Genomic DNA, 13014 nt, shown 5'->3' with positions numbered 1-13014 from the left:
AGTCATTTAGGATCATAGCGCCCAGCTTTTCTGGCCTTTGGGCATCGGCCAGCTGCCGTCAAATCTGCCGGGGATCGGCAGGTAATCCAGTGCTTGCGTTGCACCGATCTCAGACGTGAAATAGCCAGTCACAGTAAGGCCTTTTAATTGCAGGAAGAATGGCTTATCGGAAACGGTTGTGCGTTTGACGATGTCGTTTTTCTGGGTAACGTCCAGTGCGGAGAAACCCTTTCCATAGACTTCTTTGCCCAGGGCATCGATTTTGTCAAGGCCGGAGTAGAATTTTTTCTGGTCTTCCAGTACGTAACAATCACGCATGAGCCTGGTAATGAATTTTTCTGCACCGGCAGCTTTGGCGCCAGGGGTGCTGGTTGTGGGAATAATGACGTCTGCAACGTCTGCCAACAATGCTTCTTGCTGATCAGAAATCGCCAGGGACGGGCCGAAATTTAGCTTTTCGCCCATTATGCCAGCCATCAGCGGGGCGGAAATCGTTCCTCCCAGCAGAAAGGTTATTTTTTGAACTGCTTCTCTACGGTTCATTGATTAAGGATTTAAGTCAGGAAATAAAATATGTAACAATTTAACTTATAAATATAATAATGATCGGCCGTCTTACCGCACGGTTAAACAAGAAAGAAAACGGCCGAAACTCCTTTTCCCACATTGTGGTGATCAGATTTAAGTTTGCAGCCATCGAAAAGGGCTCCAAAAGCAGCAAAAATGGGGGTGTTTTTCCATAAATTAACTGAATCGTACCGTTTGCTCATCGCATTCTTTGTGATCGAAATGGAATTTGCACATTTGATTAATATTCTGAACCGAGGCTAAGGCGAAGTATCAGATCTCGGTCTGATCTTCAAGTTAAAGGTTAAGTAATAGAGGAACGTTGAGTAAATAATGCAAATATCTTTCCTGAAATTTCAGGAAAGATATTTTTTTGAACACACTATTTTTTTATCCTAATCTTTTACAAGAAGGCATTTTTATCAATCTGATCACGACATAATAAACCTAACTAAATAATGCTTGTGACGAAACGCACCCATATGCGTCTAAACTATGTGACAAGAAAAATGTTACACGGTGTGTGTTAATTAAAGGGCTCGGGAAATTTTCCCGGCCTTTTTTATTGCGCCTGAAAATGGCCTGATGCCTTTGACAGGCAGGACGTTTTTGGGACTTTTCGGATCGTACTTGATCCTTATTTTTGTGCCGACCTCCAAATGGTGATATACGATCCTGTTTGTCGCCTGATCAAATTCCGTCACGTAGCTTCTTTTATCATGAGGTCGAACGTGCACCCGAAATTTTATTTTCTCTAAAGACCCGACCTCTTTGGGCTTTATAAGTTCTATATTTAATATTATCGCATCGGACTCCACGCCGTTTTGACTAATGAAGCAGACTTTTTTGCCGGAAAAGCATTCTCGCGCCGAGGAAGCTACGATAAACACTGTAACGACAAGCAGTGGGGCATAGGTACTGTAATAGAATAGGGTATCCATTATATTTAGATGTTGATGTATAACCGACTAAATGAACGATTCAAACGCTGCTTCTCCAAAAGCAGTTATCAAATGGCAAGAACTATATAACAAACGGTGACAAAATTTACTTACAGATAGTAGAATTAATTATACATTTTATGCGACTCACGGCATTCGCTGGCAAACAATCATTCAAATGGAATACAGACAATTAGGAGGATCAGGATTAAAAGTGCCCGTTTTAAGCTTTGGGACTGGTACTTTCGGGGGAGGAGGGGATTTTTTTAAGGCCTGGGGCAATACGCAGGTTGATGAGGCGGCAAGGATGGTAAATCTTTGCATGGATGCCGGGCTTAATTTTTTCGATACTGCTAATGTCTATTCGCAGGGCCTTTCGGAGGAAATTCTGGGCAAAGCAATTATCGGCCTGAGGGATAAAATCCTGTTATCCACCAAAGCAACTTTTAGCATGGGGAACAAACCGAACGACTTCGGTTCCTCGCGTTTCCATCTGATCAGATCTTGCGAAGATAGCCTCAGAAGACTTCAAACCGATTATATTGACATTTATCACATGCATGGTTTCGATGGGAACACACCTGTGGAAGAGACTCTGAGCGCGCTCGATGATCTGGTAAAAAGTGGGAAGGTGCGTTACATTGCCTGTTCTAATTTTTCAGGTTGGCATCTCATGAAGTCGCTTTCTGTTTCTGAACGATACGGTTGGGCGAAATATATTGCGCACCAGGCACATTACTCATTGCTAAGCAGGGAGTTCGAGTGGGAGCTGATGCCGCTGGGCATCGACCAAAAAATCGGGACGCTGGTTTGGAGCCCATTGTCTGCCGGCAGGCTGGGAGGCAAGTACCGACGCAATCAACCTATTCCACCCGATGGGCGCATCGCGCAGGGAGGTGGGGAAGGTCCCACTGTTCCTGACGATTTTTTCTACCATTTGATTGATGTGTTGGACGAAATAGCAGCTGAAACTCAAAAAACAGTAGCGCAGGTGGCGTTAAACTGGCTTTTACAGCGACCCACCATCAGCAATATTGTCATTGGTGCCAGAAACGAAGAGCAGTTGCAACAAAACCTGGGTGCGATAGGGTGGAACCTCACTTTGGAACAAGTTCAAAAATTGGATGCTGCAAGCGACAAGGCACCGATTTATCCATACTGGCATCAGCATAATAATTTGGCATTGAATCCATTGCCTGATTTTTACGGAAAACTCAGATAGTTGTGGATTAGGCCATTACCTCATCTCGGGAATGTACAACCCATGCTGCATGGCGTAGACGATCAGGTCAGTGGTGCGTTTTACTTTAAGTTTGTCCATCACGCTCCGATGGTAGTATTGGACGGTATGGGCACTGAGTTTCAGGTCGTATGCGATCTCCTTGATGGTACGGCCGCTGCACACCTTTTGGAGCACCTCTTTTTCTCTGGGAGAGAGGTGCAACACAATTTGCTCATCGGTAAAAACGCTATTGATGAGATTATCTCTGATCGCTTTTCCGATATATTGCTTGCCGGCAATCACCTGCAATATGCATTCTTTGAATTCCTGAAAGGTCATGGACTTGGACAGGAAACTATTGGCGCCACGTCTCATGGTATGTTTGATCGTCTGAACATCTACTACCGAGGAGAGAATGATCACCTTCATCTCTTTGGGAAACCGGGCCTTGCACACATCCAGCAGTTCAAGTCCGTTCACGCCGTTCATGATCAGATCCATGATCAATACATCCGGCGGGGAGAAGCTTCTAAGAGCCAGAAATTCCTTGCCTTCTGTATACGTCTCCACATCATCTACCTCCGGCATAAGAAGTAGTAAATTCCGTAGCGTATCTGTTAAAAGCTGGTGTTCATCGACTAAAACTATATTCATAAAACTAATTTGTGCTATTATCCACCTAGTTTGGTTCGTTTCAAACTAATGCGCTTAATGTGTTTTTGGGGAAAGTGTCCATCACTCTAAAAAAATCGCAACAGTAATATAGCATTTTCTTTGATCAATACTATTATTTACAAAATAAAGAATAGTATTGGCTATAAAATGGATCTAATTGCTATTTAACGGTAAATCTCGTCATCGTAAACGAAAAGCAGTGTAGCCAAAATTAGTTCTACACCCGCTAATTCTTAGGGGGTAATTAATAGTAATATTTTGTGGGTTTGTTTTGATATATTTATAGATACATTTGTAACAAGTAGTATTCTATGGAGTGAAAATGGCACTTTTAATAAAGTTACTACTACATTTTTTTCGAGATCATCTTACAATCAAAACCCGACAAAAACGAAACAACTTTACTTGGATTTATAGCTGATGATAATCGCTGTCACAACCCACTTCTTCGGTTGCATGACAGACTTATAAATACCTCTACAATAAAATTAGAGAATAATTCTGAATGCTGACGTATATAAAGGTCGGTTAGGAAAGAATGTTGCCCATTCACTCGAAATAAGAATTTGGTAAGTCCTTTTAACTATTTGAAATACAAATGGTTGAGGTGTTTTTTATAAGCATTTGCGAAGCATTTTTCAAACGGTCCCATATCACTTAAACGATTATTTATTTATCTCAAATCTCTACTATTATGAAAAGTTCTATCAGCCATCTGATCCGAGGTCTAACATTCCAAGCAAATAGAAGTCACTTTTTAGCAATGATCATGGCGTTCTTGCTCAGTACTGTATCATATGGGCAGGAGTATGCGTCCAGCCAGACCAACGCGCATGTTAATGATTCATTCACAATACCACCTTTGGGTCCTACAATCAACGTTGTAGGGACGGTCACCAACGCCGCCAATGTAACGGGCGCTCCGGATGCAAATTTTGCAACTATTTCTGCGGAGGGAGTTAACGTGTTGGGTGCTATAAAGATTTCAGCGAAGGCTTCTATCACAATGACACTCCCCACTTCGGTGGCTGCCGGGAAAAATTCTTTTGTAAGAATTGACGCTCCCACTCAAACTGGTTTGAACGTCGATCTCAGTTCCTTGGTAAATTTGCTTGGACTTCTGGAAAGTAACTCTATCATTGTAACTACAAGCGCAGGAACAGCTCAGAAGAATTTGGTAAGGGATAAAGATGGTAACTTGTATTTTCAGGTTACATCGTCAGCTGCTTACAACACCATTAAAGTCGAGGTTGACTTTGCGGGAAGTGAGGGTTTGCTAGGAGCCCTTCTAGAAGTAGGAACTCTAAATTTGAAAGTTTACCATGTTTTAACTTATGAAAATAGCGTGCTAGCAGATTGTGCGGCCCAAGAGTTTTCGTACGTCGGTATAGATCCCGATCTTACTATCACGTCAGGCACAGTTACTAATCCGGTTTTGCAGTTGACATTAACCAATGCCATTCAAAATCCAACTAACGCGATTGACGGTAATCTAAGTACTTTCTCAATTCTCCAAAACGGTAACATTGGTGCGGCTTCCAGTATATCGCAGTCGTTCTTTATGGCGAAAACTGCACCTGCGAGCAATGAGGTTGTAGCCACACTCTCAGCATCTCCGGGCCTTGTAGATCTTACCGTGTTATCAGGGATCACCATTCAGGCTTACAATGGATCTACCGCTGTTGGCACGCCGCAGGCGCTTTCAAGTTACCTAATAGGATTGACGCTTCTTGACTTTCAAACTACGGCTAGGACTATCACCTTTACTCCGGGAGCAGCGCACAACAGAATCGTTATAACATCGGCTGCGGTTGCAGATGTATTGACTAGTATTCGTATTCACGAGATTGGCTCACGCCCTCCGATCGCATTTACAGGCGGGCGCGTCGCGGGTGGCTTGGCCGGCATACCAATAAGTAGCAGCATTTTGGTGGCAACAGTTAACACTTTACCTGACTTAGCCGGATTTAGTATTGGCTGCAGCACTCCTGCACAGCATACTTACAGCCTATATAATGTTGATCAGTCTGCGAGGACCTTGGCTGGAAGCCTACCTCCTTCTTTCGCTTTGAGTACGGGTGGGCAGTTGACCGGAAATCCGGCAGTAAATCAAGCTGGTACTTACAATTTCGACGTTCTTGCAGTCAACCAATTTGGGCAAAGTACATTTACACCTTTTATTATCACCATTGAAGTAAACTTGCCGGTAACGCTTGTAAAATTTGATGCCGCTGCTGAGGGTAAAACAACCTCATTAACCTGGTCAACTTCGGCTGAAACCAACAGCGACCGGTTCGAGATAGAGCGCAGTTTGACTGGTAAAAATTGGTCTAAAATTGGCGCCGTTAGTTCGAACCACGAAAGTACTTCCCTGCAATATTACAGCTTTGTTGACGGCAAGCCTTCGAATGGCCAGAACCTTTACCGGCTAAAAATGATTGACCTGGACGAAACATTCAGTTACAGCCAAATCAAAAATGTAAATTTCGCGAACTCCGACTACCTATATCCAAATCCAGTGAGCGCTAACGAAAACCTGAGCATCAACCTAACCGACTGGAGTAATATCAAAATGGTGAAAGTGGTCAATGCGACAGGTAAAACTGTTTTCGAATCATCGAACGCATTATCTAGCGGAATCAGCACCAGAAACCTATCTGCTGGCACTTATGTCCTGAAGATGATCCACCAAAACGGTTCGGTAAGCACTCATAAGTTTGTAAGGCAATAGTCCTGTTCTGCACGATACACATGCAAACCGCTGGGATTCATCAGCGGTTTGTTTTTTTATATCTTATAGTATGTCAAATAAATCCAGTTAGCGTTAATTTGTACCCGCGAGTAGTATATTTGCGTCAAGATCAGAATCTCGCACCTTTCGAGTAACATTAACAAAATATCTATGGCAGGAAGAAGAGGCAAAAAGGCCAAATTCAAGAAGATACTTATCCCCTTATTGAAATGGATCAGCGCCATTGTCCCGGTTTGTGCATTTATCTACATTCTTTATTACTACAAGCAGTTTGATTTCCTAAAACCCAAAGCTGTTGTCCAGTCACAGACGAAGATCATCGGAGAGGCCGACTCGTCAACTTCCTTTGTCAGCAGCGAGAAGGAAGCATTACTGAAGAAAGTGAAGGTACTCGAAAACGAATGGCATTCCGTGGGTGGGATCGCGATTCACAGTCTGGTGATCGAGAACTCGTCCGATAAGCTCATCAAAAATTTAGAGGTTGAATTTAAATACCTCTCTGATACGCAATCAATCCTTACTTCCAAGATCATTACATTAAAAACGCCGCTTCCAGCCAAGAAATCTACCAAGATTTCGGGTGTGAGTGTGGGATATGTAAACAACGCGGTAGTTGGCTGTGATATCAAGGTGGTGAACGCTACATTGTAGAAGGTAATCGTCCGGGTCATTTAGAGGTCTATTTTCTACATTTAACTATCTCAATTCCACAAATTTAACCGTTCACGTATTAGTTCTACCACTAAATAACACAGTGGCTGCTGGTACGGTTATTTTATCTAATGTTGTCAGATAATTGTAGACCTGGCTAAACATTGGAAATCATGACACAGCTCCTTCAGAACATCTATTTGCTCGCTCCTTATATATTCTCACTTGTGCTGATCGGCGCGACCGGTAGTGGTATCTGGTTGATCCTGCAATTGAGGAAGCCGGGCAACTCGCAACATTTTTCAGTAGGTGATACGCTGTTTATAAAGCGGAATGCTGAGAGATTGAGGAAAATGCAACTTCACTAATTCTTGAAATATTTATAATTGCGATATAAAAAAACATCCCGTATACAAAGTACATGGGATGTTCGATTTTACTCAACGTTATTGATAACCATTTGACTGGCTTTCAGTAACAAATTTAATCATTTCTTTATATATCTCTCGCTTTTGACCGACAAATAATATTTTTTATAGCTAAAATCACTCGTTTTTTTATTTAGCGGTTTTGAATAGCTATTCAGTTTTGGAAAGCTCATTGATGGCTACCACCGAGTCAATAAACTTTTGTAAGTCAGAAGAGGAGTATTCCAGTTTTTCTGATGATTCATAATCAGAAAACACGGACAGCATTTTTCCATATTTTATCATACAGGAACTGCTGTGAGCTTTGAGCTGTCTGCCTTTATATTCTCCATGCTCGTCCATCCGATCCACGAGGTACGACATCATGTAGTAATACATCCCGCTGTCCGCATCAAAACCCTCAAATTCCAGAGAAGCAAGATCAAGCAACTCCTTATCCGAATCAGAAAGGAGCCTGATGGATTCATTGATCCGGGAGTACATTCTCATAATATCCGAAATTTCGTTGTATACACTAATAGGTACCTCGTCGTATAGTGTATTGAAAACTTTCGGATACAGTCCCGTGTAGCCTTTCTCCAAAATTTCAATGCGTCTTTCCAGAATCTCGCGCTCCTTTTCATCGCTGTTGAGATAAAGGATCTTGCATTGGTTAATTAATATTTGTCTTTCTAGCAGAGGTATACTTTCAGGAATCATGAGGTTAATAGGTCAATTTTTAAGCAATTTAACTTCATAAATTTCAATTTCCCTGCATAATTGTGTGTAATCTTTCTGAATTTTTCAATTGATAAACGCATCTTTACAGAAGTTTTAACTCAATGCTCTTTCATACTTATTTTCCTTTCAACCAGATCGCATGAAGACTCGACCTTCTTCAACGGAACACCAGAACAAATCCATCAAGTCAGAAAACGAAGTGCCTGATCCAGAGCTACTTTCTACACTGGCAGAGGAGATGGAAAAAGATGAAAATGTTGAAAAGCTCTCGAAAAAATTGGCAAAAGAATGGGAAAAGCCCGTCAGGGATAACGAAACCCCCAGCCTGCCATTTTCCGGATTCTTAGACAAACTTAAAAAAGCTAAAGATCAGTAACCGTACCAGTCTCCCCACCAGTGTTGGAGTTTTTTGCGGATTTCTTCTTCGCGTGCATTGAAGCCAGGTTCAAACAATTTGCTGCCCTTGATTTCATCCGGAAGGAAGTTCTGCTTTGCAAAATTCCCTTCGAAATCATGTGAATATTTGTATTCCTTGCCGTAGCCAATCTGCTTCATAAGCTTCGTAGGAGCGTTGCGCAGGTGTAGGGGCACAGGCAGGTGCGCGGTATTTTTGGCCGCCTCTATGGCGTCAGCGATCGCCAGGTAACTTGCATTGCTTTTCGGCGAAGTTGCCAGGTAAATGGCTACCTGCGAGAGGATAATGCGGCACTCCGGGTAACCTATCACATTCACCGCCTGCATACAAGCATTGGCCATGATCATGGCAGTAGGGTTAGCATTCCCGATGTCTTCTGATGCCATGATCAGCATGCGACGGGCGATAAACGAAGGATCTTCACCAGCAACAATCATTCTCGCCATCCAGTATACCGCTCCATTCGGGTCGCTACCTCTCAATGACTTGATAAACGCAGAAATAATGTCGTAATGCTGCTCGCCGGACTTGTCGTACCGTGCGATATTTTGCTGAGCTACTTCGGTAACCCATTCGTCGTTGATTTCAATATCAGTCACTTCGCCTTTTCCTAAAACGACCAGTTCCAACAGATTCAGCAGCTTTCGGCCGTCACCGCCAGACAGCCGCAAGAGCGCATCGTAAGAAGTGAATGTAATGTGCTTTTCTTTCAGCCAGGAATCTTTGGACAATGCGCGGGCGATCAAATCCTTTAATTCACTTTCTCCGAATGCTTCCAGAATGTAAACCTGACAGCGGGACAAAAGTGCTGAATTGATCTCAAATGAAGGATTTTCAGTAGTTGCGCCGATGAGGGTAACTTGCCCTTTTTCAACCGCACCCAATAAAGAGTCCTGCTGGCTCTTGTTATAGCGATGAATTTCATCAATAAATAAAATAGCCGGAAAGAGGCCGGATGGACGTGCCAGTACTTCCCGGAGATCCTTCACTCCGGAGCTGATCGCGCTGAGGTTGTAAAATTGTCTCTTCGTAGTTTCAGCGATCAGTAAAGCCAATGTAGTTTTTCCAACACCGGGAGGTCCCCAAAAAATCATGGAAGGAATGGTGTTTTGCAAGATCGCGCGTCGCAATGGGCCATTCTTTCCCAATAACTTTTCCTGACCTACAAAATCATCCAATACTCTCGGGCGAAGACGTTCGGCAAGGGGAGTGGACATGAGCGTCATTCAGATAGGTTTATTTGTTTGTTAATGATATGGTGATCTAACACAAAAAAAGCGTGGCATAGTTCGCCACGCTTGTAATCGTATGTCGTAAGGTAAAGGTTTTAGAATGTTAGCCTTTCCAGCGTCATTTGTTTTTTTAGATTTCCCAATGCACCAAAAACAAGGTTATAAACCGACTGAATGTTGATTTTCATCAAATCAGCGATTTCGTGATTGTTCAGGTTCATATAAAATTTCAGGAAAATGGCTTCTCTCTGGCGGCGTGGCAATCCGTTGATCGCTACATTCAAATGTTGGTTGGTTGCTTCGAATTCTTCTTCCGAAATAAGATGGTTTTCGTGAGAAGGAGTGTTGATATGCCAGTATTCAACCGGTATATCTTCGTTGCTCGTGTGCTTCTGCTGCGCATTTAAATGGCGAACCAGCTTCCTTTTGATGGACGCCATCAAATAAAACCGAACGGAAGTGGTGTCACCCAGCGTCATTCGGTTTCTCCATAATTCAACAAATAAATCGTGAATACAGTCTTTAATCAGTGGTTTGTCAATCGTGAACTGTGAACAATACTGGTAAAGAATGTGAACGTAAGAGCGGTACAGGCATGCATAAGCATTTTCATCGCCTTTTCTGAACTGATCCCAAAAACAGAGTTCTTCTTCTTGCTTGTAGCGTAGGTGAGCCATTGTTTGGAAAGGATTTTGATTGGGGTTAGGAATGTATGTTAATAAGGGTCATTATTACACTTGTAAATATATTTATAAAAAAACGTATTTAAAAAATATATTCATCATAAAATTATATTTCAAAGTTTAATGATGCAATTTCTAAAAAAATGTAACTAATCAAATACATAATGAGATAAATTTGAAATCTTTACCATCAAAAAGCCCTTTATCACTCAATTTCAATGAAGGTATCACCAGCAATGCCATGAACGAGAGGGTCATATACGGTGATTGCAATGTGGACATTAGCTGATCTTTTACAAATCTGTCGAGCCTGGTGTAAGATGTTGCGACCTCGTAGCCGTCGGCATCACTCATGAGCCCTGCGATGGGTAACGGTAGCAAATGCCTTTCCCCATTTCCAACTGCCGAAACCCCGCCTTTAACGCTAATTACCAGATTAACCGCTTCGGCAATGCTGTCATCATCATAGCCAACCGCAATAATATTATGCGAATCATGGGCGATGGAAGATGCAATTGCTCCCTTTTTGAGACCAAAATTCTTAATAAAAGCGACAGCTGGTTTTGCATCTTGATAGCGGTTCACGACCACAATTTTCAGAATGTCATTGTCCGGGTCAGCGACTAGCTCGTCATTTTGATATTTGGCAGAGCTAATCAGCTCATTCGTTATCAGTTGACCTTCCAATGCTTCGACTACCCTTACTTGGGAAGCATCGTTTTTTGTTAAATATTTAAAATCCTCGGAGGTTTTATGCTGGCAGTTAAACTGATTCGGACGAACGCTTCTGAGATCCGGGATCAATGACTTTTGATCTTTTGCAACCCGCTCTCCATTTAACCAGGTTTCCAGGACGTTAAGATCAATCAGATTGTCAACGACGATAAAATCCGCGGGATCATTGGGCTTCAGCAAACCTACCGGCAATGAATAATGTAACACCGGATTAATGCAGGCGGCAAGCAGGATATTCCAAATGTCATAACCTGCCAGCAATGCACGTTTTACCAGTATATTAATGTGCCCTTCCACCAGATTGTCGGGGTGCTTGTCGTCGGAGCAAAACATAATTCGTTCCGGGAACTCCGCAATCAATGGGATCAATGCAGCGAAATTTCGCGCAGCACTTCCTTCCCTTATCAGGATTTTGACGCCATAACCGATCTTTTCTCTGGCCTCATCATACGTAAAGCATTCATGATCGGTGGTAATGCCATGAGATGCATACTTTCTCGCATCCTCGCCTCTCAGTCCGGGTGCATGTCCGTCTATTACCTTGTTATAATGTTTAGCCCAGGCGATTTTAGCCATCATATCAGGATCCTGGTGCAACACGCCGGGGAAATTCATTACTTCGGCCAAGTACCCTATTTCAGGTTTGGCCAGCAATTCTCCGACCTGGGCAGCATCAATGGTAGCACCGGCAGTTTCAAAAACAGTGGCAGGAACGCAGGATGGTACACCGAAGCAAAATTTGAAAGGCACCCGTTTTCCATCCTCAATCATAAATTCCACACCTTCCACACCCAATACATTCGCTATCTCATGCGGGTCTGAAACCGTAGCGACCGTTCCGTGGACGACTGCCAGCCGGGCAAACTGCGCGGGAGTGAGCATGGAGCTCTCTATATGTACGTGCGCGTCCACGAACCCGGGCATGATATAAGTTAGCGCAGGATTCTCCGGACCAAGCTGCCTCACCTCCTTGATCAGCGAATTTTCGATGCTTAACTCGGCTTCGTAGGTAACTTTTTTTATAATATCGACAATATTGGCTCTCATGCGACGGGGGAAAGATTGGGTAAATGACTGATCGGGATTTTCCGGAATTCTTTTTGATAAAGCAATGGACTTTTGCCGGTATGTACTTTGAAATATTTATTGAAATTGGCAAAATTGTTGAAACCACTTTCAAAACATATTTGCGCGACGGGCAACTTGGTCTCAGACAAGAGCTTGCACGCATGACCGATACGTAATTCCAGCAAAAATTGAGAATAGGTTTTCCTGCTGCGGCTTTTGAAATACCGGCAAAATGAATGCGGACTGATATTAGCGACCTCCGATATCTCTTCAATGGATATTTTTTTCTGAAAATGGCTGATCGAATATTGGTAGATCTGGTTAATGCGGTCTGTGTCGTATTGGTCGTATTCGTGCTGGTATTGGGTATTGGACAGCAGTTTCACTTCGGAACATTGCGCCAGCGTTTCCAGTATCTGAAGCAGGGAAATGACCGGGTTACCGCTGGTTTGGTTCAACAGGTTTCGCAAAAGCTCCTTCACTTTCTCAGTACCTTCCCCGGAGAGTTTCATCCCCAACTTTGCCTTAAAAAGTAGCTCGGAAATCGCTTTATTCTCCGGCAATTCGAGAAATGCTTTTCCAAAAATATCTTCTGAAAAGTGAACGACCGTGGCTTGTGCGTAGAGTTTACTTTCGCGCTGAAAGTATTTTTCATCGCATCGCCAGTAATGTGGCAGGTTAGGGCCAATCAGGAGCAGGTCGCCGCTCTGGAAATTCTGAATGTTATCACCAACAAACTGGGTTCCCGAGCCTTGTTCAATGTGAATCAGCTCTAATTCAGGATGATAGTGCCACCTGTTATAAAAGTAAAGCACCACGTCTTGCCTTATACTGAACGATTTTTGTAATCCTTTTGGGACTTTAAGAAGCTGCGGTTTCACAAATATTTACACGTTTATTGCTCAAATGAGAAATATATGCCAAT

At 42.9% G+C, this 13014-nt stretch carries 12 protein-coding genes; 5 read left to right on the top strand and 7 right to left on the bottom strand.

What is annotated here, in order from left to right; translation table 11 throughout:
* Positions 1-12: 12 nt before the first annotated feature.
* Positions 13-543: a gluconate 2-dehydrogenase subunit 3 family protein gene (locus tag ABIO93_RS22045; RefSeq protein ID WP_348071679.1), complete on the bottom strand. Its 531-nt coding sequence runs from the start codon at positions 541-543 to the stop codon at positions 13-15.
* A gap of 1143 nt (positions 544-1686) precedes the next feature.
* On the opposite strand from ABIO93_RS22045, the gene ABIO93_RS22040 reads away from it, so the two are divergent.
* Positions 1687-2730 carry an aldo/keto reductase gene (locus ABIO93_RS22040; RefSeq protein ID WP_348071677.1) on the top strand — a complete coding sequence of 348 codons (1044 nt, stop codon included), beginning with the start codon at positions 1687-1689 and terminating at the stop codon, positions 2728-2730.
* A gap of 15 nt (positions 2731-2745) precedes the next feature.
* On the opposite strand, the gene ABIO93_RS22035 is transcribed toward ABIO93_RS22040, so the two are convergent.
* A complete protein-coding gene (locus ABIO93_RS22035; protein WP_348071675.1) occupies positions 2746-3384 on the bottom strand; it encodes a response regulator transcription factor in 639 nt (212 codons plus the stop codon).
* 790 nt (positions 3385-4174) lie between these two features.
* Here ABIO93_RS22035 and ABIO93_RS22030 point away from each other — a divergent pair.
* The 3 genes from ABIO93_RS22030 to ABIO93_RS22020 all read left to right on the top strand — a co-directional run bounded on the left by ABIO93_RS22030 (position 4175) and on the right by ABIO93_RS22020 (position 7176).
* Positions 4175-6136, top strand: a complete 1962-nt coding sequence (locus ABIO93_RS22030; protein WP_348071673.1) for a T9SS type A sorting domain-containing protein — start codon at positions 4175-4177, stop codon at positions 6134-6136.
* A gap of 171 nt (positions 6137-6307) precedes the next feature.
* On the top strand, positions 6308-6808 hold the full coding sequence (locus ABIO93_RS22025) for a hypothetical protein (protein WP_348071671.1): 501 nt from the start codon (positions 6308-6310) through the stop codon (positions 6806-6808).
* 173 nt (positions 6809-6981) lie between these two features.
* The gene (locus ABIO93_RS22020) at positions 6982-7176 is read left to right on the top strand and encodes a hypothetical protein (RefSeq protein WP_348071669.1); all 195 of its coding nucleotides are present in this window, start codon (positions 6982-6984) and stop codon (positions 7174-7176) included.
* 210 nt (positions 7177-7386) lie between these two features.
* Here ABIO93_RS22020 and ABIO93_RS22015 read toward each other — a convergent pair whose 3' ends face one another.
* The gene (locus ABIO93_RS22015) at positions 7387-7935 is read right to left on the bottom strand and encodes a YfbU family protein (RefSeq protein WP_348071667.1); all 549 of its coding nucleotides are present in this window, start codon (positions 7933-7935) and stop codon (positions 7387-7389) included.
* A gap of 160 nt (positions 7936-8095) precedes the next feature.
* Here ABIO93_RS22015 and ABIO93_RS22010 point away from each other — a divergent pair, with 160 nt between their 5' ends.
* Entirely contained in the window at positions 8096-8332 is a 237-nt protein-coding gene (locus ABIO93_RS22010; RefSeq protein ID WP_348071665.1) for a hypothetical protein, read from the top strand.
* On the opposite strand, the gene ABIO93_RS22005 is transcribed toward ABIO93_RS22010, so the two are convergent.
* The 4 genes from ABIO93_RS22005 to ABIO93_RS21990 all read right to left on the bottom strand — a co-directional run bounded on the left by ABIO93_RS22005 (position 8326) and on the right by ABIO93_RS21990 (position 12970).
* The gene (locus ABIO93_RS22005) at positions 8326-9597 is read right to left on the bottom strand and encodes a replication-associated recombination protein A (RefSeq protein WP_348071663.1); all 1272 of its coding nucleotides are present in this window, start codon (positions 9595-9597) and stop codon (positions 8326-8328) included. The genes ABIO93_RS22010 and ABIO93_RS22005 overlap by 7 nt on opposite strands.
* 101 nt (positions 9598-9698) lie before the next feature.
* Positions 9699-10280 carry a sigma-70 family RNA polymerase sigma factor gene (locus tag ABIO93_RS22000; RefSeq protein WP_348071661.1) on the bottom strand — a complete coding sequence of 194 codons (582 nt, stop codon included), beginning with the start codon at positions 10278-10280 and terminating at the stop codon, positions 9699-9701.
* 159 nt (positions 10281-10439) lie between these two features.
* Positions 10440-12068 carry an adenine deaminase gene (gene ade / locus ABIO93_RS21995; protein WP_348071659.1) on the bottom strand — a complete coding sequence of 543 codons (1629 nt, stop codon included), beginning with the start codon at positions 12066-12068 and terminating at the stop codon, positions 10440-10442.
* Positions 12065-12970, bottom strand: coding sequence for a helix-turn-helix domain-containing protein (locus tag ABIO93_RS21990; RefSeq protein ID WP_348071657.1), 906 nt, complete (start codon positions 12968-12970; stop codon positions 12065-12067). The genes ade and ABIO93_RS21990 overlap by 4 nt, the downstream gene beginning before the upstream one ends.
* Positions 12971-13014: the final 44 nt, after the last annotated feature.

The organism is Dyadobacter sp. (assembly GCF_039919315.1).
Classification (GTDB): domain Bacteria; phylum Bacteroidota; class Bacteroidia; order Cytophagales; family Spirosomataceae; genus Dyadobacter.
The sequence above is the reverse complement of the archived record's forward strand: the minus strand, read 5'-3'. Positions and strand labels throughout refer to the sequence as shown.